The sequence below is a fragment of the Microbacterium sp. oral taxon 186 str. F0373 genome (assembly GCF_000411455.1).
Classification (GTDB): domain Bacteria; phylum Actinomycetota; class Actinomycetes; order Actinomycetales; family Microbacteriaceae; genus Microbacterium.
This window is the reverse complement of record NZ_KE150458.1, coordinates 755293-778758: the sequence shown is the minus strand read 5'-3', so window position 1 is coordinate 778758 and position 23466 is coordinate 755293. Positions and strand designations below refer to the sequence as shown.

Here is a 23466-nt window from a genome sequence, read left to right as displayed (position 1 = left end):
TCAGTGGCGATGATGCTCGGTGGCGAGGCTGCGCAGGGCCGCGATCGCGCGATCGGGCTCGCCCGCGCCGAACACGGCGGAGCCCGCGACGAACGTGTCGGCCCCGGCCTCGGCGGCCTGCGCGATCGTCGACTCCGAGATGCCGCCGTCGACCTGCAACCACACCTGCGATCCGCGGCGGCGCGCCTCGTCGTACAGGCGCGCCAGCTTCGGCATCTGATCGGCCATGAACGACTGCCCCCCGAAGCCCGGCTCCACCGTCATCACGAGGATCTGGTCGAACTCGTCCAGCACGTCGAACAGCCCCTCGACCGGTGTCGCGGGCTTCACGGCGACACCGGCGCGGGCGCCGATCGAGCGGAGGCGACGGGCGAGCGTGACGGGGTCGGTCGCGGCCTCGAGATGGAAGGTGACGGATGCCGCGCCCAGCTCGGCGTACCCGGGTGCCCATCTGTCGGCGTCCGAGATCATGAGGTGCACGTCCAGCGGTACCGGGCTCGTCTCCTGGATGCGCTGGACCATCTGCGGTCCGAAGGTCAGGTTCGGCACGAAGTGGTTGTCCATGACGTCGACGTGCACGAAGTCGGCGGTGGCGATCCGTTCGAGGTCCGCCTGCATGTTGACGAAGTCGGCGGACAGGATGCTGGGGTTGATTCGTGCCACGGCCCCATTATCCACACCCTGCCCGCGCCCTCGGCCCGCCATCGGTAGGGTCTCCGGAGAGCCACGGGGGTGGTTCGCGCCGATGGGCGCGCAGCCGGGTGACCGACGAAAGGGTGGACGATGAGCGGGAACGGTGACGGTCAGGCGCCGATGTGGGATGCCGAGCGCGGCGAATGGGTCGCGGGCGCGTTGCGCTGGGATGCCGCGGCGGCCCAGTGGGTGCCGCGCACGACGGAGGCGGCTGCAGAGACCGCCGCCGTGGCACCGGCACCCGCAGAGCCCGCGGCGGCAGAGCCGCACGTCGCGGCGTTCACGCCTCCGCAGCACGTCGGTGCCTCGGCACCGTACGGCGCCCCGGTCGAGCAGCCCGCCCCGCAGCCACTTCCCGGACACGGCCATGCGCCGGTACCGCCGCGAAAGAAGCTTCCCACCGGGGCGCTCGTCGGCATCATCGCCGGCGCACTGGTGGTGCTGCTGGCCATCGTTGTGGGCGTGGTGTTCGCTGTCCGCGGCGCGACGACGGCCGGCGCCGCCCCCGAGACGGTCGTGTCGGACTACCTGAAAGCGGTCGCCGCCGGCGACAGTGAGGCCGCGCTCGCGATGCTCGACTCGAAGCCGCGTCAGGGCGCGCTCCTGTCGGACGAAGCGCTCGCCGCAGCTTCCGAGAAGGGGACGATCGAGAACATCGTGGTATCGGTGCCGAAGGGCAGCGACAAGGGATACTCGATCCCCGTCCGCGTCGACTACACGATCGGCGGAAAGCCCGTGAGCGGCCAGTTCGACGTCGTCGACTACGAGGATGACGGCACGTGGAAGCTGGCGCACGGCACCGTCGACATCTACCTCGGCGGCAGCTTCCGCGGCCTCAACGCGACGGTCAATGGCGTGCCGGTCGACAGTGATTCGATCACCGTGTTCCCGGGGACGGTCACCGTCGCGATCGACAATCCCAACTACACCGTGTCGGGAACGACGACCCTTCTCGCGGCCGACCCGAACGACTTCTCGCTGAGGTTCGACACCACCGTCGAGCTCAGCGATGAGGGAACGAGCCTGTTCCAGACGGCCGTCCGCAGCGCCGTCGACGCGTGCATCGCGTCGAAGAATCTCGCAGCGGGATGCGGCATCGACATTCCGGAGACCCTCAGCGACGGCACGAAGATCATCGACGGGACCATCACCCGCACGCTCCGCGCCGAGACGCAGGCGAAGCTCGCGAACCTGAAGCCCGACGCGATGTACGGCGATCCGGGTCAGGTGCGTACGCCGTATCTGGGCGGTGTCGAGGTCACCGCGGACTGCGACGTCAACGGCCAACGCCGCACCGGCTGCTCGCTTCTTTTCCTGCCGTCGCTGGGGTCGGCACTGGTCGATCTCACGGTCACGCCACCCGTCGTGCGCTGGGACTGAGTGGCGGGGCCGAGCTCAGCGCCGGCGCAGCAGCGAGATCGACATGGCGTCGGTGCCGTGCCGGTGCGGCCACAGCTGCGCGCGACCCGATCCGTCCACCGGTGCAGGCAGATCGATCGGCTGCTCGGCGATAGCCGCCACCGCCGCGCGGGCGTCGAGTTCCTCGATCGCGCCGTCGCTCGTGCGCAGCGCATCGGAGACGATGGCCGCCGTCTCGGCGAGGTGGGGCGAGCACGTCACGTACGCCACGACGCCGCCGGGGCGCAGCGCGTCGAGGGCGGCCGACAGGAGCTCGGACTGCAAGGCCGCGAGCTCGGGCACATCGCCGGGCTGCTTTCGCCACCGGGCCTCGGGGCGCCGCCGCAGCGCTCCGAGCCCCGTGCAGGGCGCGTCGACGAGGATGCGGTCGTAGAGCCCCCGACCCGCGCGCGTGCGGCCGTCCTCCTCGGACACCGGAACGTCGAGCGGGACTGCGGCGACGGAGTCGCGCACCAGGCCCGCGCGGGCGGAGGAGAGCTCGTTGGCCTCCAGGGTTGCGCCGTGTGTCAGAGCCTCCGCGGCGAGCACGGCCGTCTTGCCACCCGGAGCCGCGCACAGATCGAGCCAGCGCTCGCCGGCAGCGACGGGTCGCACCCGGGCGAGGGCGAGCGCGGCCAGCTGTGATCCCTCGTCCTGCACCCGGACCAGTCCCCCGGATGCCGCGACCACCGCTCCCGGGTCGCCGCCCGCGGAGCGGAAGCCGAGCGGCGAGAACGGCGTCGGCACCGCGTCGGCCGGACGATCGGCCAGCCCGCGCAGAGCGGCCAGAGTGACCACCGGCGCGGCGTTGTCGGCCGCGAGGAGTGCCTCGAGCTCGTCGGCGCGCCCCTCGGCGGCCAGCGCGCGACGGAAGGCGCGGATCACCCACACGGGGTGCGCGTAGCGGACCGCGAGGCGCTCGTCGTCCGACCGCGCCGCCGCGGCGAGGCGTTCCTCCCACTCCTGCGCCGTCCGCTCGCTGACCCGGCGCAGCACGGCGTTCGCGAAGCCCGCCGCGGATGGGCCCACCGCCTTGCGGACCTGGCGGACCGTCTCGTTCACGGCCGCGTGCGACGGCGTCCGCATGGCCACCAGCTGATGCACCCCGAGCAGCAGGGCGTCCCGAACCGCGGGGTCGATGTCGGTGACGGGGCGACGCGCGGCATCCGCGATGATCGCGTCGTAGGTGCCTTCGCGGCGCAGCGTTCCGTAGGTCAGCTCCGTGGCGAGGCCGGCATCCGCGCCGGTGAGCCCGGCCCGCGAGATCGCGCGCGGCAGCAGGAGGTTCGCGTAGGCATCCGAGTCGTGCACGGCGCGCAGCACGTCGTACGCCACCCAGCGCGGCGACGCGCTCACGAGGTCGCCTCCGTCGCGGAGGGCAGTGCGACACGCGGATCGTCGACCCGCACACCCCGCCACCAATCCCCCGCCGCCATCGCGCTCCTGCCGGCCGGCTGCACGGTCTTCAGCACCACGGTGGTGCCGCCACCCGCTCCGAGCAGCACGTCCCGTCCCGAGGCGGTGAGAACCCCGGGCTCCAGAGTCGCATCGGGGCCGCGGTGGGCGGCGAGCACCTTGAGGCGGGCGCCGTCGAAGCTCACGTGCGCGCCCGGCTCGGGCGTCGTGCCGCGGAACCGGTCGAGCACGACGTCGGCGGATGCCGTGAGGTCGAGCGCGCCGTCGGCGATCGACAGCTTCGGCGCCAGGGTGGGCGTCCCCGTCTGCGGGACCGCCCGAGCGGTGCCCGCCGCGATCTCGTCGACCACGCGGACGAGCAGCTGCGCCCCGGCATCCGCCAGGTCCGTCAGGACCTCGCCGGCCGTCGCGCCTCGCGGAACGTCGTAGCGGACCTCGCCGAACACGTCGCCGGCATCGAGGGCGGCGACGAGCTGGAACACGCTCGCGCCGGTCGTGCGCTCGCCCGCGATGAGCGCGTGCTGCACCGGCGCCGCGCCGCGCCAGCGCGGCAGCAGCGAGAAGTGCAGGTTGATCCAGCCGTGCCGCGGCGTCGACAGCAACGGTTCGCGCACGAGACCCCCGTACGCCACGATGACGCCGAGGTCGGGGGCGAGCTCTGCGATCGCGGCGGTCGCCGCCGCGTCCAGGCGGTCCGCCTTGACGATCGGCACGTCCACGTCGGCGGCTGCGGCGGCCACCGCCGACGGCGTCAGCACGCGCTTGCGGCCCATGGGCGCGTCGCTGCGGGTGACGATTCCGACCAGATCGTGGGCGGATGCCGCCACCGCCCTCAGGGACGGAACGGCGGGCGCCGGTGTGCCGGCGAAGACGATGCGCATGGAATACCTCGGTTGATGACGACGATCACGGCGGCGAGCCCGCCGGATCAGAGATCGAGTTCGGGGACGTCGAGCCGCACCCGCAGTGTAGTGCGCGTGCCGGCGTTCGCCCCGCGCGCCGGTCCGCGCCGTGCGGCGCGGCGTCCGCGCAGAGCCTCGGCCACGACGGCGGCGCGCAGCGTCTCGGCGACGGTCTTGCCGTGGGCGTAGTCGAACCGCACCAGAGCGCGGACCATCCCCTCCTCGAGTGGGACCGGGCCCAGGATCGCGCCGGAGGGCGCGGCCAGGGCGGGTACGGCCTCGCGCACCGCGCCGAGCGCCGCCTCCACCGCGGCGACGGTGCCCTCGACGGCCGCGACCCGGACGACCGGGGGCATCAAAAGGGGGGTGCGGTCGGCGAGCTCGGCGCGGGCGTACGCCGGCTGCGTCCACGTCGCGAGAGCCCGCGCCACCGGGCCCGCCACTCCCACCAGGTGGACGGGTGCGGCCGGCGCCGCGAGTGCGGCCGCGTTCGACCACCAGCGCAGCGCGGACTCCCCGATGCGCAGCTGCTCGGCCAGCAGCATCCGATCGCCGTCCAGCAAGATGACGGCGCGGTACCCGCCGCGGGCCGAGGGCTCGGCGCCGCGCGTCGCGATCACGAGCGCGGGGCGGTCGTCGACGTGGGTCACCGGGTGGGCGCCGTCGGCGACGATGACGCGCGTGTTCGGGAATGCGCGACCGAGCTCGTCGGCCGTGCGCTCGCTGCCCGACGAGGCCATGCGCAGCTTCACCGAGTCGCACTGGACGCAGGTCCACGCCGGCGCAGAGCGTCCGCACCACGCGCAGTCGGGTGTCGCCCCCGGGCGGCGCGCCCGCAGCGGGCCCGTGCAGTGGCGGCAGCGAGCCGGTGTGCGACAGTCGGCGCACACGAGCACGGGCGAGTACCCCGGGCGGGCGACCTGCACGAGCACGGGGCCCTCGCGCAGGGCGTCGCGCGCCGCGGCGAACGCGCTGGAGGGCACACGTGCCCCGCGGGACTCCCCCTCGCGGGTGGCCGAGAGCACGACCGTCGGACTCGGCCGGCGGACGGCGGGGAGCTCACGCACCCAGCCGATCTGGACGAGCCGCTCCACGTCGGTGGTGCGCGTGTGGCCCGCGAACACGAGCGCCGAGCCCTCGAGTTCCTGGCGGATGAGGGCGGCGTCGCGCGCGTGCACGCCGGGGCTGAGCGGTTCGGCCAGCAGCGGATCGCCGTCGTCCCACACCACGACGCACGCCGTGTCGTGCGCGGGGGCGTACACCGTCGACCGGTTGCCGATCACGATGCACGGCGACGGTGTCAGCAGTCGCAGATAGGTCCCGTACCGCTCCGGCCCGGAACGCCGCGCGTCGTCGCGGACGACCGCGCCCTCGGGCGCCCGTCCGTCGAGGGCGGTCAGCAGCTGCTCCTGGTCGCGGTGGTCGGGAACGACCAGCACGGCGCTGCGTCCCTCCGACAGGGCATGGACGGCGATCGCCGCGACCAGCTCGGCCCAGGCACCCACCGAACGCTCGGACGCGGGCCGCGGCGGGGCGTCGAGCGCGAGCCGCTCCCCCGCCAGCACGGCCTCGGCCAGCCCCGGGAACGGGGCGAGCACGCCGTCGGCCCACGCCGCGGCATCCTTCGACACCTCGACCGGTGCCGGATCCGCGGCATCGCTCGCAAGCCACGCCTTCTCCGCGCGCACCATCCGCTTCGGGATGACCAGGCGCAGGATGTCGCTCGCCGAACCCGCCGCGCGATCGGCCGCGCGGCGCGCGAGCGCGTACAGCTGCGGCGTGAGAACGGGCACCGACGAGACGACCGCATCGACCTCCGACAGCGGTCGCTCGGGCGCCTCTGCCGTGACGACATCGACGAGGTAGCCGTCGACCACGCGACCGGCGGTGCGCAACGGCACGCGCACGCGCACCCCGGGCACGGCGTCGCCGATGAGCTCGGCCGGGACTTCATAGTCGAAGAGCCGGTCGAGCTGCGGCAGAGGCGAGTCGATGAGGACTCGGGCGACGACGATCACGGACGCGCGTCAGAGACCGGCGGCGGCGCGCAGCTCCTCGACGCGGTCGGTGCGCTCCCAGGTGAACTCCGGCAGTTCGCGGCCGAAGTGCCCGTAGGCGGCCGTCTGCGCGTAGATGGGCCGCAGCAGGTCGAGGTCGTCGATGATCGCCTTCGGACGCAGATCGAACACCTCGCGGATGGCTGCCGTGATCTTCTCATCCGACGCGTGCGCGGTGCCGAACGTCTCGACGTAGAGCCCCACCGGCTCCGCGCGGCCGATCGCGTAGGCGACCTGCACCTCGAGGCGGTCGGCGAGACCCGCGGCGACGGCGTTCTTCGCGACCCAGCGCATGGCGTAGGCGGCGGAGCGGTCGACCTTGGACGGGTCCTTGCCGCTGAAAGCTCCTCCGCCGTGACGGGAGGCGCCCCCGTAGGTGTCGATGATGATCTTGCGGCCGGTGAGCCCGGCGTCGCCCTTGGGGCCGCCGATGACGAAGGGGCCCGCGGGGTTGATCACGTACCGCACGTTCGACACATCCAGCCCCGTCGTGGCGAGGATGGGGTCGATGACCTCGGCCTGGACGGCGGCGCGCAGCGCCGGGAGGGAGATGTCGGGGTTGTGCTGCGTCGAGAGCACCACGGTGTCGACGGTGCGGGGCACGTTGCCGTCGTAGCCGAGCGTGACCTGGGTCTTGCCGTCGGGCCGCAGGAAGCCGAGCGCACCGGAGCGGCGTGCGTCGGTGAGGCGCTCGGCGAGGCGGTGCGCGGTCCAGATCGCCATCGGCATGAGCTGGGGCGTCTCGTTCGTCGCGTAGCCGAACATGATGCCCTGGTCGCCGGCACCGAGCGCGTCGACGGGGTCGATCGACCCGCCCTCGCGGTGCTCGATGGCGTTGTCGACGCCGGCGGCGATGTCGCCGGACTGCTCGCCGATCGAGACGGTGACGCCGCAGGAGTCGCCGTCGAAGCCGGTCTCGCTCGAGGTGTAGCCGATGCGGTTGACGACACGGCGGACGATGCCGGGGATATCGACGTACCCGTCCGTGCGGACCTCGCCGGCCACGTGCACGAGGCCCGTGGTCACCAGCGTCTCCACGGCGACACGGCTGCCCGGGTCGACCGTCAGCAACGCGTCGAGGATCGAGTCGGAGATCTGGTCGCAGATCTTATCCGGATGACCCTCGGTGACGGATTCGGACGTGAACAGACGCAGCGCGCTCATCGGTGCTCCAGACGACAACGGGTACTCGACAATCATGCCCGTGATCTCCGACACGACGGCGTCGTAACGGAGATCACGGGCATGGGGACGCCATACGGCGTCATGGTGTCAGCGAGGGATCACTCGGCCGCGCGCAGGCGCAGCTTGTCCTCGTGGATCTCGTGCAGCGCGATCGTGAGCGGCTTGTCCTCGACGCTCGAGTCGACGAGCGGACCGACGTTGTCGAAGAGGTTGCCCTCGTGCAGATCGGAGTAGTAGTCGTTGATCTGACGTGCGCGCTTGGACGCGTAGATCACGAGCTGGTACTTGGAGTCGACCTTGTCGAGCAGCGCGTCGATGGGCGGGTCGATGATGCCCTTGTCACGTCCGGCCATGATGAACCTCCAGGATCGAATGGCGGTGGGAAAACTCGCGGGGAATGCCCACGCGGGAGAAATCGTGGCCGCAGGATGCCGCGGCATCCGTTCATTCTATCAGCGCCGCGTCCGCGCCGAGCTCATCGACGTTCGCCGCTCCAGGAAGCCGTTCATCCGTCCCGACACGCCGCATCTGCGGGACCGAGACGGCGTCTGCGGACGGATGAACCCGCTGCCTCAGCGGGCGAGGGCGGCGATTTCGGCCGCGGCGCGGGCGACGTCGTCGTTGACGACGCGGTAATCGAACTCCCCTTGCGCGGCCAGCTCGACCTTCGCCGTCTTGAGGCGGCGCGCCCGCTCCTCCGGACCTTCCGTGCCGCGCCCGACGAGGCGGTTGACCAGCTCGTCCCAGCTCGGCGGGGTCAGGAACACGAGGGTCGCGTCCGGGGCGGCCGCACGCACCTGGCGTGCGCCCTGCAGGTCGATCTCCAGGAGCACCGTGCGCCCCTCCGCCAGCGCCTTCTCGATGGGCGCGCGCGGCGTGCCGTAACGGAACGCGTTGTGGACCTTCGCGTGCTCGAGGAGGGCGTCGTCGGCGATGAGGGCGTCGAAACCGTCATCGTCCACGAAGAAGTAGTGCTCGCCGTCGACCTCTCCCGGGCGCGGTGCGCGCGTGGTCGCCGACACCGACAGCAGGATCTCGGGGTGGTGATCCTTGATGTGCGCGGCGACGGTGCCCTTGCCGACGGCCGTCGGGCCGGCCAAAACGATGAGGCGGCTGCGGCCGCTGCGCGGCTGGAGCGGCGGGAAGCGGCCGTCGAGCCACGCCGTGAGCGCGGCGCGCTGGCGCGTCCCGAGTCCGCCGAGCCGCTTCACGGGCGCGATCTCGAGCTCGGCGAGCACGCGGTCGCGCTTGCCCTCGCCGATGGCGGGCAGCGCCGTCAGGAACTCGGTGATCCGCATCGCACCGGCGGGCGAGTCGGGGGCGTCGAGGGCGCGCTGCAGCAGTTCCTGCGGCGTGATGACGCGCATCGCGACATCGTGTTTGAGCGCGGCGCGCTCGCGTCGGGCCGCGACAGCGCGGCGGGATGCCGCGACGCGGTCGACCTCGGGAGGAGTGCGGGGATCAGCCATGGGATCTTCCACGGTACAGCTCTGCGCGCTCCGCGATGCGTGCGGCGAGGCCCTCCGGGCCGGCCGAGAGGATGCTGCGGCTCTCGCTCGCGATGACGGCCGCGGCGAGATCGCCGAAAACACGCGGGAGGTCGGCCGGCTGCGCCCCCTGCGCGCCGAAGCCCGGCGCCAGAAGCGGAACCGGACGCTCGAACGCACGCAGCCCGAGCGCGGCGAGATCGACCGTCGCACCGACGACGAGCCCCAGCGACGCCCACTCGTCGGCACCCGTCGGATCAGCGGCGACGACCTCGGCGGCCACCGTCGCGGCCACCGTCTCCTGCCCACGCCGGGCGGACTGCAGTCCCGCGGCTTCGGGATTGCTGGTGGCGGCGAGGACGAAGACGCCCTTGTCGTGCGCGAGCGCGTACGCGAACGTCGACGACAGTGCACCCACGCCCAGATACGGGCTGACGGTCAGCGCATCGGCCTCCAGCGCAGAGCCGGGCGTGAGCCACGCCGCGGCGTACGCGTCCATCGTGGTGCCGATGTCGCCCCGCTTGGCGTCGGCGATCACCAGCAGACCCGCGGCGCGCGCCGCCGCCATCACCTCTTCGAGGGCGGCGTACCCGGCCGAGCCGAATCGCTCGAAGAACGAGACCTGGGGCTTGACGACGGCGACGGTGGATGCCGCGGCATCCACCGTGCGCAGCCCGAACTCGCGGACGCCGGCGGCGTCGACACCGAGACGCCACTCGCGCAGGAGCGCTTCGTGGGGGTCAATGCCGACGCACAGGCGTCCGCGCGCCGCGACGGCCTTCTGAAGTCGAGAGCCGAACGGCAGTCGAGAACCGGACGAGATCACACGGCCGCCCGCTGCTCGGCGGCGGCGAGAGCGTCCGACCGGTCGCGCGCATACTCCTGGAGGCTGCGCACCGAGAAGCCTTCACGCAGGACGGGCAGTGCGCTCACGGCGGCGCCCAGGACGGCCATCGTGGTGAACAGTGCCTTGTCGGCCGCCACCGCCGCCGCGCGGATCTCGTACCCGTCGGCACGGGCGATTCCTCCGGACGGGGTGTTCACGACGATGTCGATCTCCCCGGCGTTGATGAGATCGACGACGTTGCGCTCGCCGGACTCCTGCGTTTCGGAGTACTTGCCCACCACACCGACGCGGATGCCGTTACGGGCCAGGATCTCGGCGGTGCCCTCGGTCGCGATGAGGCGGAAGCCGAGCTCCTGCAGGCGGTGGGCCGGCAGGATGACGGCACGCTTGTCGTCATCGGCGACCGACAGGAACACGGTCCCCGACGTCGGCATGCCGCCGTACGCCGCGGCCTGGCTCTTCGCGAACGCCGTCGGGAAGTCGCGGTCGATGCCCATGACCTCGCCGGTGGAGCGCATCTCCGGGCCCAGCACCGAGTCGACGGTGTGGCCGTCGGCGGTGCGGAAACGCTTGAACGGCAGCACGGCCTCCTTGACGGCGACGGGGGCATCCAGCGGCACGCGCGATCCGTCCACGAGCGGAAGCAGCCCCTCCGCCTTCAGGTCGGCGATCGTCGAGCCCGCCATGATGCGCGAGGCCGCCTTCGCCAGCGGGATGCCGAGCGCCTTCGATACGAACGGGACGGTGCGCGACGCGCGCGGGTTCGCCTCGATCACGTAGAGCACGCCCGCCGACACGGCGAACTGGACGTTGAGCAGTCCCCGCACGCCGACGCCCTCGGCGATCGCCTGGGTGGCGGTGCGGACGCGGTCGATCTCGGTGCGACCGAGCGAGATCGGCGGCAGCGTGCACGACGAGTCGCCGGAGTGGATACCGGCCTCCTCGAGGTGCTCCATGACGCCGCCGATGTAGAGCTCATGGCCGTCGTAGAGCGCGTCGACGTCGAGCTCGATCGCGTCGTCGAGGAAGCGGTCGACCAGCAGCGGCTTGCCCTCCTCGATGACGACCTCGCCGGCGGTGCGCACAAAGTAGTCGCGCAGGCTCTCGGTGTCGTAGACGATCTCCATTCCACGGCCACCGAGCACGAAGCTGGGGCGCACGAGCACGGGGTAGCCGATCTCTTCGGCGATCGCGACGGCGCCCGCCTCGTCGATGGCGGTGTCATGACGCGGGGCGATCAGTCCGGCCCGGTCGAGCAGCTGCGAGAACAGCTCGCGCTCCTCGGCGATGTCGATCGCGGCGGGCGAGGTTCCCAGGATCGTGTACCCGGCCTCCTCGATGCCCTTCGCCAGGCCCAGCGGCGTCTGGCCGCCGAGCTGACAGACGACGCCCAGGATGGTTCCCGACGCGCTCTCCGCGTGCAGCACCTCGAGCACGTCCTCCAGCGTCAGCGGCTCGAAGTAGAGCCGGTCGCTCGTGTCGTAGTCGGTCGACACCGTCTCCGGGTTGCAGTTGACCATGATCGTCTCGTAGCCGGCATCCGAGAGGGCGAAGGAGGCGTGCACGCACGAGTAGTCGAACTCGACGCCCTGACCGATCCGGTTGGGCCCCGAGCCGATGATGACGACCTTGGTGCGCTCGCTCGGCGTGACCTCGGTCTCGTGGTCGTAGCTCGAGTAGTGGTATGGCGTGAGCGCCGGGAACTCCCCCGCGCACGTGTCCACCGTCTTGTACACCGGGCGGATGCCGAGGCCATAGCGCACTCCGCGGATCTCCGCCTCCGTGACGCCGCGCAGCTGCGCGAGCTGGGCGTCGCTGAAGCCGTGCTCCTTCGCGAGACGCAGTGTCGCGGCATCCAGCTCGGGTGCCGCCTGCACGAACGCGGCGACCTCGTTGATGAGAGCCATCTGGTCCAGGAACCACGGGTCGATCTTGGTGGCCTCGAAGGCCTGCGCGACCGTCGCCCCCTTGCGCATCGCCTGCTGGAGCGTCACGATGCGGCCGTCGGTCGGCGTCTTCGCGATCTCCAGCAGCTCCTCCACCGAGCGATGCTCCTCGCCCCAGTGGAAGCTCGAACCGCGCTTCTCCAGCGAGCGCAACGCCTTCTGCAGCGCCGTCGTGTAGTTGCGGCCGATCGCCATCGCCTCGCCGACCGACTTCATGGTGGTCGTCAGCGTCGCGTCGGCGGCGGGGAACTTCTCGAAGTTGAAGCGGGGCACCTTGACGACGACGTAGTCGAGCGTCGGCTCGAAGCTCGCCGGCGTCGCCTGGGTGATGTCGTTGGGGACCTCGTCGAGGCGGTAGCCGATGGCGAGCTTCGCGGCGAGCTTGGCGATCGGGAATCCCGTCGCCTTCGACGCGAGCGCCGACGAGCGCGAGACGCGCGGGTTCATCTCGATGACGATGATGCGTCCGGATGTCGGGTCGACGGCGAACTGGATGTTGCAGCCGCCGGTGTCCACGCCGACGGCGCGGATGATGTCGATGCCGATGTCACGGAGCTTCTGGTACTCGCGGTCGGTGAGGGTCAGCGCGGGCGCCACCGTGATCGAGTCGCCCGTGTGCACGCCGACGGGGTCGACGTTCTCGATCGAGCAGACGACGACGGTGTTGTCGGCCATGTCGCGCATGAGCTCGAGCTCGTACTCCTTCCACCCGAGGATCGACTCCTCCAGGAGCACCTCGGTCGTGGGCGAGTCGCGCAGGCCGGCGCCGCCGATGCGGCGGAGGTCTTCCTCGTTGTAGGCGAAGCCCGAGCCGAGCCCGCCCATCGTGAACGAGGGCCGGACCACGAGTGGATAGCCGAGCTCGGCGGCGCCGGAGATCAGGTCGTCCATCGTGTGGCAGATGACGCTGCGGGCGACGTCGGCCCCGGCATCCAGCACGAGCTGCTTGAAGATCTGACGGTCCTCGCCCTTGCGGATGGCGTCGACCTTGGCGCCGATGAGCTCCACGCCGTACTTGTCGAGGATGCCCTGCTCGTGCAGCGCCATGGCGGCATTCAGCGCGGTCTGGCCGCCCAGGGTCGGCAGGATCGCGTCGGGCTTCTCCTTGGCGATGATCGTCTCGATCACCGCCGGCGTGATGGGCTCGATGTAGGTCGCGTCCGCGAAGTCGGGGTCGGTCATGATCGTCGCCGGGTTCGAGTTCACGAGGATGACGCGCACGCCCTCCTCGCGCAGCACGCGGCACGCCTGGGTTCCGGAGTAGTCGAACTCGCAGGCCTGACCGATCACGATCGGGCCGGAGCCGATGACGAGGACGCTGTTGATGTCGTCGCGCTTGGGCATCAGTTCTTGTTCTCCAGAGTGGTGCGCACCATGTCGGCGAAGCGGTCGAAGAGGTAGTTGGCGTCGTGCGGACCGGCCGCGGCCTCGGGGTGGTACTGCACGCTGAACGCGGGGATGTCGAGAGCGCGCAGGCCCTCCACGACGTTGTCGTTGAGGCCGATGTGGCTCACCTCGACGCGGCCGTACCCGTTCGGGCTGTCGATGACACCCTCCAGCGGGGCGTCGACGGCGAACCCGTGGTTCTGCGCCGTGATCTCCACGCGACCGGTCTGCTTGTCGCGCACCGGCTGGTTGATGCCGCGGTGCCCGAACGGCAGCTTGTAGGTGCCGAAGCCGAGGGCGCGGCCGAGCAGCTGGTTGCCGAAGCAGATGCCGAAGAACGGTGTGCGGTCATCCAGCACGGCGCGAAGCAGGGCGACGTGGTCGTCGGATGCCGCGGGGTCGCCGGGGCCGTTCGAGTAGAACACGGCGGCCGGCGCGAGGGCGCGGACCTCGTCGATCGTGGTCGACTGCGGCATCACGTGCACGTCGAACCCGCGGGCGGCGAGGTTGAGGATCGTCGCGCGCTTGACGCCGAGGTCGAGCACGGCGAGGGTGCCGAGGCGCTCGACGCCCTCCGCGGCGGGGGTCACCTCGACCGCGGTCACGGAGACGGCGGCGGAGAGGTTCTGGCCGGCCATCTGCGGGGCCTCGCGGACGATGCGCAGCTGCTCCTCCGGCGCGAGGCCGGCGGCCTCGCCCGAGAACACGCCGCCGCGCATCGAGCCCGAAGACCGCAGTACGCGAGTGATGGCGCGGGTGTCGACGCCCGCGATGCCGACGATGCCGTCACGGATGAGGGCGTCGTCGAGCGACTCGTCGGCGCGCCAGTTCGACACGACGCGCGAAGGGTCGCGCACGATGTAGCCGGCGACCCAGATGCGACGGGACTCCGGGTCTTCGCCGTTCATTCCGGTGTTGCCGATGTGCGGCGCGGTCTGCAGGACGATCTGTCCCGCGTAGGAGGGGTCGGTGAGCGTCTCCTGGTAACCGGTCATGCCGGTGGAGAAGACGACTTCGCCGAGGGTCGTGCCCCGGGCGCCGTACGCGCGTCCGGGGTGGCGGGAGCCGTCTTCGAGGACGAGGACGGCGGGGTCGAGCAAGAAGGTCATGCGGCGTTTCCCGTCGAAGTGGTGGAGGTCTGGTCTGTCGCGGTCGGGGTCGAAGGCGGCAGGATGGCGGTGATCGCAGCGGCGAGTCCCTGAGCGGACTGGTCCTGCGGGCGGAGGTAGCTGTCGACCGTCTCGGTCGTCCCGTCGGTGCGTTCGGCGCGCCAGGCGAGGCGGACGAGACCGCCCGGCTCGACAACGCGGTCGATGGCGGTGGTGGCCCGGCCGACGGAGACGATGCGCTCGGTCGTGACGAACATCCGCGGCTGGCCGACGAGGTCCAGCGCCACGCCGCGGTCGGTGACCGTGACGTCGACGCGTGAGCGGAAGCCCAGTCCGCGGATGGCGAGCCGTTCGAGCGCGTCGCCGTGCCGGGTCGTGGCGACGTAGAAGCCGGTCGACACGGTCTGGACGGCGGCGGCATCCGGCACCTCCCCGAAGGGGGCGGTGATCCCGGCATCCCGCCGCGATCGTCGTCGCCAGGCGAATGCTCCCAGCGCCAGCAGGGCGACTGCGACGGCGATCATGACGAGGAGGGCGCCTTCGCGGTTCATGCCGACACCTCCCCCATGCTCTCGGACACCACGCCGTTGGCGACCGTCGCGGCGCCGCGGAAGAACGTCCAGCGCACCTCGCCCGGAAGCTCCCGTCCGAGGTAGGGCGAGTTGACGCTCCGGCCCCGCAGGTCGTCGCGGCCGAACGTCCGCGTCGGAGTGGGGTCGTACAGCGTGAGGGATGCCGCAGCTCCCACGGCCAGCGGCGTGCCGGCGTCGTCGAGCCGACCGATGCGCGCCGGGGCCGCCGACATCACGCGGGCGACGTCGTCCCACGACAGCATGCCGGTCTGCACCATCGCGTGGTGCACGACGCGCAGCGCGGATTCGAGGCCGACCATGCCGTTGGCGGCGGCCTGCCACTCGCACGACTTCGCCTCCGCGGGATGGGGCGCGTGGTCGGTGGCGACGATGTCGATGGTGCCGTCGGCGAGGCCTTCGCGCACGGCCTGCACGTCCTCGTCGCGGCGCAGCGGCGGGTTGACCTTGTAGCGCGCGTCGTAGCCGCGCACGAGCTCCTCGGTCAGCAGCAGGTGGTGGGGGGTGACCTCGGCGGTCACGTTCACTCCACGCTTCTTGGCCCACCGGATGATGTCGACCGAACCGGCCGTCGAGAGGTGGCACACGTGCAGACGCGAGCCGACGTGTTCGGCGAGCAGCACATCGCGGGCGATGATCGACTCCTCGGCGACGGCCGGCCACCCGGCGAGGCCGAGTTCGGCCGACACGGAGCCCTCGTTCATCTGCGCGCCCTCGGTCAGGCGCGGGTCCTGCGCATGCTGGGCCACGACGCCGTCGAACGCTTTCACGTACTCCAACGCGCGGCGCATGATGAGCGGGTCGAACACGCAGAAGCCGTCGTCGCTGAAGACGCGCACGCGGGCCCGCGAGGACGCCATCGCGCCCAGCTCGGCGAGACGCTCGCCCTTCTGGCCGACGGTGACGGCGCCGATCGGCTGCACGTGCACGTAGCCGGCCGCTTCGCCCAGGGCGAGCTCCTGCTCGACGACGCCGGCGGTGTCGGCGACCGGCGAGGTGTTCGGCATCGCGAACACGGTCGTGAAGCCACCGGCCGCCGCGGCGCGGGAGCCGGTGAGCACCGTCTCGGAGGCCTCGTATCCGGGCTCGCGCAGGTGCACGTGCAGGTCGACCAGGCCCGGCAGGGCGATCAGACCGTCGGCATCCACGACGTCGGCGCCGGTGCGAGCCAGTCCGCCGCCGATCTCGCTGATCCGGCCGTCTTCGAGAAGGAGATCCGTGGCCGCGCCGTCGCCGATGCGGGCCCCGCGGATGATCGTCGGGCGCGCCGACGCGTGTCGAACCGTCACGGGGTGTGCTCCTCTGCGTTCGTGTCGCGCTCGCCGGGACGCTCTCCGGCCAACACCAGGTACAGCACCGCCATCCGCACCGAGACGCCGTTCGCGACCTGCTCCAGCACGGTCGATCGCGGGGAATCGGCGGCGTCGGCGGAGATCTCCAGGCCCCGGTTCATGGGGCCCGGGTGCATCACAATGCTACCGTCCGCCAGAGTGGCCAGACGCGCGGCGTCCAGTCCCCATCGACGGGAATACTCCCGTTCAGTCGGGAAATATGCCGCGTTCATGCGTTCCAGCTGGATTCGCAGCATCATGACGGCGTCGGGCCGTGCGGACAGTGCCTCATCGAGGTCGTAGACGACGCGAGCCGGCCACCGCGACACGTCCTGCGGAACCAGCGTCGGCGGAGCGACGAGGGTGACCTCGGCGCCGAGCGTGTGCAGCAGCCACACGTTGGAGCGGGCCACGCGCGAGTGCAGGATGTCCCCCACGATCGCCACCCGCACGCCGGCGAGGTCGCGGCCACGGCTGTCGTCGCCGAAGCGGCGCTTGCGGATGGTGAACGCGTCCAGGAGCGCTTGCGTGGGGTGCTCGTGGGTGCCGTCACCGGCGTTGACGACCCCCGCGGTGATCCAGCCGCTGGTGGCGAGCGTCTGCGGAGCGCCTGAGGCGCCATGACGGATGACCACGGCATCCGCCCCCATCGCCTGCAGCGTCTGGGCGGTGTCCTGGAGCGACTCGCCCTTGCTGACGCTGGAGCCCTTGGCGGAGAAGTTGATCACGTCGGCGGACAGTCGTTTCGCGGCCGCTTCGAAGGAGATCCGGGTGCGGGTGGAATCCTCGAAGAAGAGGTTGACGATCGTCTTGCCGCGCAGGGTCGGCAGCTTCTTGATCTCGCGCGACTGGGTGTCGCGCATGTCCTCGGCGACGTCGAGGATGCGCAGGGCGTCATCGCGAGAGAGCGTGCGGGTGTCGAGCAGGTGCCTCATGACGCGATCGTCACCTCTTCGAGGCCGTCGACCTCGGCCAGGTGCACGTTGACGCGCTCGCTGCGCGCGCTCGGCAGGTTCTTGCCGACGAAGTCGGGTCGGATCGGCAGCTCTCGGTGTCCCCGGTCGACGAGGATCGCGAGCCGCACGGCGGCCGGGCGGCCGATGTCGCCGAGCGCGTCGAGGGCCGCACGGATGCTGCGTCCGGAGAAGAGCACGTCGTCGACCAGGACGATGGTCTTGCCGTCGACGCCTCCGGCCGGGATCTGCGTCGGGCGGGGAGTCCGCGTGGGGTTGCGGTGCAGGTCGTCGCGGTACATCGTGACGTCGAGGGCGCCGACCGGCACGGAGGTGCCGGAGATGTCGCCGAGGAGGGCGCCGATGCGCCCGGCGAGCGTCACTCCCCGGGTCGGGATGCCGAGGAGGACGAGATCATCGGCCCCCTTGTTGGACTCCAAGATCTCGTGGGAGATCCGAGTCAGTGCGCGGGCGATGTCGGCTGTCTGCATCACGGTACGCGTGTTACCGGTGCTCATCCGCCGCTCCCTTCTCCGCCTCTCTGGACGGTGTTAAAGGTTGCTGTGGTTCGGTCCCACTCTACCCGAACCAGGCGGCGCCTCAGGTTGTGGGTCTCCCCGGCGCGATCGCGCGCCGCACGCCTGCGCGGGCGGCGGTGAGGGCGAGGACCAGCATTTGATGTTTCCTCTCTCGATCTGGACTTTTCCAGCGTGCGATGTCGGAGGCCCTCGGCAGAATGGGGGTATGGATCTCCTCGCACAGCCCCTCGATGACCTGCGTTCGCAGGTCGTGGACGTGCTGCGTGCGGCGGTCTCGAACCGTGTCTTCGAGCGGGGCACCGAACGCGAGCTCGCCCGGCAGATCACCGCGATCGCCGAGATCGTCCGCTTCGTCGAGGCGCTCCTGATCGACGCGACCGGCGAGGCCATGCGGCGTTCGGAGCACCTCGTGCGCGACGAGCGGATGACCTCCCACCTCGGATGCCGCGATGTCACCGAACTGCTGCAGACGCTCACCCGGCTCGAACCGCGGTCGGCGGCCCGGCTGCAGCGGGCGGCGACGGCCGTCCGCCGCGCCGTGTCGCCCACGACCGGTGAGGCGCTCGACGCGCCGTTCCCGTCGGTGCGGGCCGCGATGGTCGACGGGGTGGTCGGTACCGACGGCATCCTCGCGATCACCGGACCGCTCCAGCAGACCGCGCCGCGTGTCTCCGCGGACGCACGCCGGGAAGCCGCCGACCTCGTCGTCGCGGAGGCCCGGGGCGAGGGGCCGGATGCCGCGCCGCCCGCCTGCGCCGAGCTGCTGCGCATCCACGCGCAGACGTGGGCGCTCGCGCTCGATCAGGACGGCGCCGAGCCGCGCGAGCGTATCGCGGAGCGGAAGCGCTCGGTCGTGCTCGGTGTGGCCACCGCGGGAGGAGTTCCGATCCGCGGAACGCTCCTGCCGGAGGTGGCCGCTCAGCTGCAGACGATCTTCGATGCGCAGCTGTTCCCTGCCGTCGCCTTCGACGACCCGATCACCGCCGCCGACGCCCCGCTCATCGTCCGGGACGAGCGCACTCGCCCGCAGAAGTCGACTCCGACGATCTCGTCTCCGGCACGGGCTTCGCCCACGCGCAGGGCTGCGATCAGCCTGTCAGCACGCTGGTCGCCCGCCACGTCGCCTGCGCGGGTGCGATCCAGCGCGTCGTCACCGGCTCAGACGGTCGCATCGTCGCGATCGGCACCGAGGAGCGCGTGTTCAACCGGTACCAGCGTCGCGCCATCGCCCTTCGCGACGGCGGCTGCGTCATCCCCGGCTGCGGCGTGCCCGCCGGCTGGTGCGAGATCCACCATGTCACCGAGCATGCCCGAGGCGGCCCGACACACACCGACAACGGCGTCCTGCTGGGCCCACGCGGCGAGGGGAACCGCGCGCCGCGCCGCGGCGTGTGGGGTAGCCGTGGGGATGCTGGTACCACCACCGCTTCCTCGACCGCATCGGCTGGCAGCTGGGCATGAACAGCGGGGTGCCCGAGGTTAAAGCGCCGCCCTGGCACGGCACGGATCATCGGTGGCGGCCGGTGACGACGTCGCCCGTGCGACGGAAGAAACGCGTGAGACGAATCCTGACGACGTGATCCCGCTACGTCAGCGACGCATCACGAGGTCTGCGCGGATGCCGTTTCGACGACCCGAGATGCACGGATGGGGTGCCCGGGCGCGGTGAGGCACTGCCCGCTCGCCAGATCCCACTTCCAGTCGTGCAGCGCGCAGGTGAGCACGCCGTCCTCGATCTTGCCGGTCTTGGTGAGGTCGGCGCGCAGGTGAGGGCAGCGACGCTGCACAGTCCACTCGCCGATCTCTGCATCCTCGGTCTGGTCCGACTGCTCCGCATACCAGTTCTCGACGTACTCGATGCGGTCGCGGGACAGGCACTTCAGGAAGGTCGTGAGGAACTCGTTGAACTTGCCGCTGCGGCCGACCTCGAACTGCATCGACAGGAAGATCGAGTTCGACCAGTCGATCTCGTGATCGCGGATGTTGGTGGAGACGAGATCGGCCGGGATCGTGTACCAGTAGATGCACTCCTCCCCCGCGTACTCCCGCACCTTCGCCTTGGGGAAGTCGACGAGCAGGTCGAGCTCGCCGATGCGGAAGCGGACGTTGCCGCCGACGCCGGTGCGGATCGTGCGGGCGCGACGCAGCAGCGGCTCCCACCATTCCTGCAGCGCGGCGAGCATCTCATCCGGTGCCATCGGCTCGGCTCGCGTCTCGATCTCCGCGATGACCTCCGCCTGGCGGCTGTCGCGCTGCTCGGCGAGGTAGGCCCACTTGTCGTCGAAGACCCGGTCGATCTCCTCCGGCGTGTAGAGGGTCTGCGTGATCTCGATCACGCCACCGTTGAGGTCGACCTGCGTGCCGGGCACGAACTCGTAGCCCTTCTGGTCGGGACGCTCGGCGCGCATGTGCGCGAGGAACTGGCGCTGATCGGTGAAGATCGAGTCGTCCTCCAGCCCCCACCCGTTGAAGCGGAAGAGGTCTTCGCGCAGGAACATGGGCGGGCCCGCCATCGGGAAGACGTGCTCGGCATCCACCTTCTCGATGTAATACATCGCCCGCTTGTTCTGCGCGTCGCGCTTGAGCTTCGCGAAGTGCTGCTTCGAGTCCTGCGGCAGGTCGTAGACCATGGGCCACCAGATCGCGCCGGAGACCTGCGTGAAGTAGGCGTCGGGCTTGGAGAACGACAGCAGACGATCGAGGTCGAGGGGGTGCGAGTCGTTCTGGTTCAGGATGCTGGCGGTGCCGTCGTCCACGCTCAGTGATGAGTCGCCGATGGGTCCGTCGCTGGGCGCCCGCAGCGGCGTCACCATGATCTTCAGCCCACCCGGATACTCCAGAGTCTGCCCTGCCTGCGTGTAGACGATGTTGTCGTAGCCGAGGCGGCGGAGGTCCACCTCGAGGTCGTCCGTCGGGTACTCCGGCAGCAGGACGCGGATGTCCTTCGGCACGTAGCGCTCCAGCAGCGCCGGGTCGAAGTGATCGCGGTGGCGGTGCGAGATGTAGAGGAAGTCCGCCTTCCCGAAGCGCTCCCAGTCCAGGCCGCGGTTGTCGGGGAACGGGAACCATGAGCCGAAGAAGCTCGGACCCATCACGGGGTCGCAGAGGATGCTGCCGCCCGTCGTCTCGATGAACATTCCGGCGTGGCCGAGGCCTGTGATCCGCATGGGTCCTCCTGGTCGAACAGCTCCCGAGTCTACGCGTGGGAGCCTGAGCCGCCGCTCAGGCGGTGCGGGCGATTCAGGGTGCAGAGAGGCCGAGGCGGGGATACAGCCGGGCGAAGCCTTCGGCGAGCCCGCCCTCCAAGGCGTCGACCACGTGACCGGCGCCGGGGACCACGTAGCTGTCGGCCTGCCAACCTGCCGAGAACGCGGCGGCAGCGCCGTGCCGGGCTTGGTCGATGTACGCCGGGTCGTTCTCACCGGCCGTGAACAGGGCCCATTCGTCGGTGTAGGAGAAGGAGCCCGAGGCGAGGATGCTGGCGGGCGCTGCCGCGTCGAACGCGGCGCGCGAGCCGCCGTAGACGTCGGCGATCGTCTCGTCGGGATGCTCCGATCCGGGGACGATCTCACCGCTGATCGACAGCAGGTTGCCCCAGACCTCGGGGTGCTCGGCGGCGTATTTGAAGGCGCACCCACCGCCGTTCGAGTAGCCGGCGATCACCCATTGGTGCGGCCGTTGCTGCACCGGCAGAGTACGGGCGAAGGCGACGACGTCCTTCGTGACGTACGTCTCCACGTTGCCGTACGTCGCCGAGTCCGCGCACGCCGGATCCTTGGTCGGGTCGCCCAGTTGATCGACGACGAGAACGTAGGGTGCAAGGCCGTTGTTCTTCTGCGCCTGCGCGTCCAGGATCTTCGCGATGTACTGCGGATCGGGATCACCCGGTTGGCCCATCATCATGATCACCAACGGCAACCGGGGCGGGTGTGCCGTGAGTGCCGCGGGGGGCTTGTAAAATCCTGCCAGCCGCGCGGAGAAGCCCGACTGCGTCGCGGGGATCTCGATCGTGCCCTGCTGGCCTGTGGCGGGCATGTCGGCGGGAGGATGCCAGCGCTCGTAGAGCGGTGTGTGCGATTCCGGGCCCGAACTGGCGGATCCTGTCGGGACGCTGATCGGGCGGTGCACCTGGATGTGGAAGAGTCCCGCGACCGTCGTGTTCAGGCCGTAGTAAGCGTTGATCCCGAGCACCGTCGTCACGGTGAACAGGAGGATCGCTCCCGCGGCGATTGCCTTGCGCCCCCACCGCGACTTCCAGAAATTGGCGATCGCGAGTGCGATCGCCGCCATGCCCACCGCTCCCCACGCCACGACTTGCCACGGAAGCGGCATGCCGAACATGCGTGTCGCGCGTGCGACGAGTGCGAACAGCACGGTCAGCGCACCACCGGAGAAGAGCGCGGCGGCAGCCCAGAGTGGCCATGGCGCCGGGCGGCGACGCAGCAGCAAGAAGACGACGACGGCAGCGCTCGCCACACACAGGCTGACGATGAGCCAGGGGTCGACGATGCGGAGGGTGAGGACGGAACTCACCGGCGTTCCCTCATCGACACAAGCCCGCTCAGGCGGTGCGCGCGATGCGGCCCAGCACGCCGTGCACGAACGAGCCGGAATCGTCGGTGGAGAACTCCTTCGCCAGCTCCACGGCTTCGTCGATCACGACCGCGGCGGGCACCTCATCGTTGAACATCAGCTCCCACACCGCCAGACGCAGGATGGCGCGGTCGACCGCCGGCATCCGCTCCAGCTTCCAGTCCCGGGCGTGGGTGATGATCTGCTCGTCGATCTCGTCGCGGTTGTCGATGACACCGTCGACGATCTCGCGCGCGTACAGCCACGACGCCTCGCGAGCAGGCTCGTTCGCCGCGCGCTTCGCCTCCGCGGCGAGGGTCACCGCAAGCTCATCGCCGCGGACGTCGGACTGGAAGAGGATGTCGAGGGCGCGCTTACGCGCCTTGGACCGTGCGCTCATCGCTTCGAAGACCGGTCGTCAGTTGACGCGGCCGAGGTAGTCGCCCGTGCGGGTGTCGACCTTGACCTTCGTGCCGGTCTCCAGGAACAGCGGCACCTGGATCTCGTAGCCGGTCTCGACGGTGGCGGGCTTCGTGCCGGCCGACGAGCGGTCGCCCTGCAGGCCCGGCTCGGTGTAGGTGATCTCCAGCACGACGGATGCCGGCAGCTCGATGTAGAGCGGGTTGCCGTTGTTGAGCGCGATCTGCACCTGCTGGTTCTCCAGCAGGAAGTTCGCGGCGTCGCCGACGGTCGCGGCCCCGACCGTGATCTGGTCGTAGTCGGCCACGTCCATGAAGACGAAGCCCTCGCCGTCGTTGTAGAGGTAGGTGAAGTCGCGACGGTCGACGTTCTCGATCTCGACCTTGGCGCCCGCGTTGAATGTCTTGTCGACGACCTTGCCGGTCATCACGTTCTTCAGCTTGGTGCGCACGAACGCGCCCCCCTTGCCGGGCTTGACGTGCTGGAACTCCACGACGCTCCAGAGCTGTCCGTCGATGCTGAGGACGACGCCGTTCTTGATGTCTGCGGTCGATGCCATGAGTGTGGAGTTTCCGTTCGTGAGTTCGAGGTGGCGCACGCGGTGGCGGGCGGCCGACAGTCGATCTTAGCCCACG

The 23466-nt window shown here is 70.7% G+C and carries 20 protein-coding genes; 2 read left to right on the top strand and 18 right to left on the bottom strand.

What is annotated here, in order from left to right; all coding sequences use genetic code 11:
* Nucleotides 1-705, bottom strand: a complete 705-nt coding sequence (gene rpe, locus HMPREF1529_RS13865; protein ID WP_005055232.1) for a ribulose-phosphate 3-epimerase — start codon at nt 703-705, stop codon at nt 1-3.
* Between the two features lie 78 nt (nt 706-783).
* Here rpe and HMPREF1529_RS13860 point away from each other — a divergent pair, with 78 nt between their 5' ends.
* Complete coding sequence (locus HMPREF1529_RS13860; protein ID WP_016465265.1) at nt 784-2073, top strand: hypothetical protein; 1290 nt, start codon at nt 784-786, stop codon at nt 2071-2073.
* 15 nt (nt 2074-2088) lie between these two features.
* On the opposite strand, the gene HMPREF1529_RS13855 is transcribed toward HMPREF1529_RS13860, so the two are convergent.
* The 13 genes from HMPREF1529_RS13855 to pyrR form a co-directional block, all read right to left on the bottom strand.
* Nucleotides 2089-3447 (bottom strand): RsmB/NOP family class I SAM-dependent RNA methyltransferase, encoded by a 1359-nt coding sequence (locus HMPREF1529_RS13855; RefSeq protein WP_016465264.1) that lies wholly within the window; start codon nt 3445-3447, stop codon nt 2089-2091.
* A complete protein-coding gene (gene fmt, locus HMPREF1529_RS13850; RefSeq protein ID WP_016465263.1) occupies nt 3444-4388 on the bottom strand; it encodes a methionyl-tRNA formyltransferase in 945 nt (314 codons plus the stop codon). The genes HMPREF1529_RS13855 and fmt overlap by 4 nt, the downstream gene beginning before the upstream one ends.
* A gap of 47 nt (nt 4389-4435) precedes the next feature.
* Complete coding sequence (locus HMPREF1529_RS13845; RefSeq protein WP_016465262.1) at nt 4436-6427, bottom strand: primosomal protein N' (replication factor Y) - superfamily II helicase; 1992 nt, start codon at nt 6425-6427, stop codon at nt 4436-4438.
* Between the two features lie 9 nt (nt 6428-6436).
* Nucleotides 6437-7630, bottom strand: a complete 1194-nt coding sequence (gene metK / locus HMPREF1529_RS13840) for a methionine adenosyltransferase (protein WP_036283568.1) — start codon at nt 7628-7630, stop codon at nt 6437-6439.
* 119 nt (nt 7631-7749) lie between these two features.
* On the bottom strand, nt 7750-8004 hold the full coding sequence (gene rpoZ, locus HMPREF1529_RS13835; RefSeq protein WP_005055218.1) for a DNA-directed RNA polymerase subunit omega: 255 nt from the start codon (nt 8002-8004) through the stop codon (nt 7750-7752).
* Between the two features lie 219 nt (nt 8005-8223).
* Nucleotides 8224-9120 (bottom strand): guanylate kinase, encoded by an 897-nt coding sequence (gmk, locus tag HMPREF1529_RS13830; RefSeq protein ID WP_016465260.1) that lies wholly within the window; start codon nt 9118-9120, stop codon nt 8224-8226.
* Nucleotides 9113-9964 carry an orotidine-5'-phosphate decarboxylase gene (gene pyrF / locus HMPREF1529_RS13825; RefSeq protein WP_016465259.1) on the bottom strand — a complete coding sequence of 284 codons (852 nt, stop codon included), beginning with the start codon at nt 9962-9964 and terminating at the stop codon, nt 9113-9115. The genes gmk and pyrF overlap by 8 nt, the downstream gene beginning before the upstream one ends.
* Complete coding sequence (carB, locus tag HMPREF1529_RS13820; RefSeq protein ID WP_016465258.1) at nt 9961-13275, bottom strand: carbamoyl-phosphate synthase large subunit; 3315 nt, start codon at nt 13273-13275, stop codon at nt 9961-9963. Before carB ends, pyrF begins: the two co-directional genes overlap by 4 nt.
* Complete coding sequence (carA, locus tag HMPREF1529_RS13815; protein WP_016465257.1) at nt 13275-14426, bottom strand: glutamine-hydrolyzing carbamoyl-phosphate synthase small subunit; 1152 nt, start codon at nt 14424-14426, stop codon at nt 13275-13277. Before carA ends, carB begins: the two co-directional genes overlap by 1 nt.
* Nucleotides 14423-14977, bottom strand: coding sequence for a PH-like domain-containing protein (locus tag HMPREF1529_RS13810; protein ID WP_005055207.1), 555 nt, complete (start codon nt 14975-14977; stop codon nt 14423-14425). Before HMPREF1529_RS13810 ends, carA begins: the two co-directional genes overlap by 4 nt.
* Nucleotides 14974-16305 (bottom strand): dihydroorotase, encoded by a 1332-nt coding sequence (locus HMPREF1529_RS13805; protein WP_016465256.1) that lies wholly within the window; start codon nt 16303-16305, stop codon nt 14974-14976. Before HMPREF1529_RS13805 ends, HMPREF1529_RS13810 begins: the two co-directional genes overlap by 4 nt.
* Nucleotides 16302-17282, bottom strand: a complete 981-nt coding sequence (locus HMPREF1529_RS13800; RefSeq protein ID WP_005055204.1) for an aspartate carbamoyltransferase catalytic subunit — start codon at nt 17280-17282, stop codon at nt 16302-16304. Before HMPREF1529_RS13800 ends, HMPREF1529_RS13805 begins: the two co-directional genes overlap by 4 nt.
* Entirely contained in the window at nt 17279-17818 is a 540-nt protein-coding gene (gene pyrR / locus HMPREF1529_RS13795) for a bifunctional pyr operon transcriptional regulator/uracil phosphoribosyltransferase PyrR (protein ID WP_005055202.1), read from the bottom strand. Before pyrR ends, HMPREF1529_RS13800 begins: the two co-directional genes overlap by 4 nt.
* 226 nt (nt 17819-18044) lie before the next feature.
* On the opposite strand from pyrR, the gene HMPREF1529_RS13790 reads away from it, so the two are divergent.
* On the top strand, nt 18045-19322 hold the full coding sequence (locus tag HMPREF1529_RS13790) for a hypothetical protein (protein WP_232212134.1): 1278 nt from the start codon (nt 18045-18047) through the stop codon (nt 19320-19322).
* Between the two features lie 118 nt (nt 19323-19440).
* Here the strand turns inward: HMPREF1529_RS13790 and HMPREF1529_RS13785 are convergent, their stop codons facing one another.
* The 4 genes from HMPREF1529_RS13785 to efp all read right to left on the bottom strand — a co-directional run bounded on the left by HMPREF1529_RS13785 (nt 19441) and on the right by efp (nt 23390).
* On the bottom strand, nt 19441-21006 hold the full coding sequence (locus HMPREF1529_RS13785; RefSeq protein WP_005049555.1) for a Rieske 2Fe-2S domain-containing protein: 1566 nt from the start codon (nt 21004-21006) through the stop codon (nt 19441-19443).
* Between the two features lie 73 nt (nt 21007-21079).
* A complete protein-coding gene (locus tag HMPREF1529_RS13780; RefSeq protein WP_005049554.1) occupies nt 21080-22372 on the bottom strand; it encodes an alpha/beta hydrolase in 1293 nt (430 codons plus the stop codon).
* A 28-nt stretch (nt 22373-22400) separates the two neighbouring features.
* Nucleotides 22401-22811 (bottom strand): transcription antitermination factor NusB, encoded by a 411-nt coding sequence (nusB, locus tag HMPREF1529_RS13775; protein WP_005049553.1) that lies wholly within the window; start codon nt 22809-22811, stop codon nt 22401-22403.
* An 18-nt stretch (nt 22812-22829) separates the two neighbouring features.
* On the bottom strand, nt 22830-23390 hold the full coding sequence (gene efp / locus HMPREF1529_RS13770; protein WP_036283795.1) for an elongation factor P: 561 nt from the start codon (nt 23388-23390) through the stop codon (nt 22830-22832).
* Between the last annotated feature and the right edge of the window lie 76 nt (nt 23391-23466).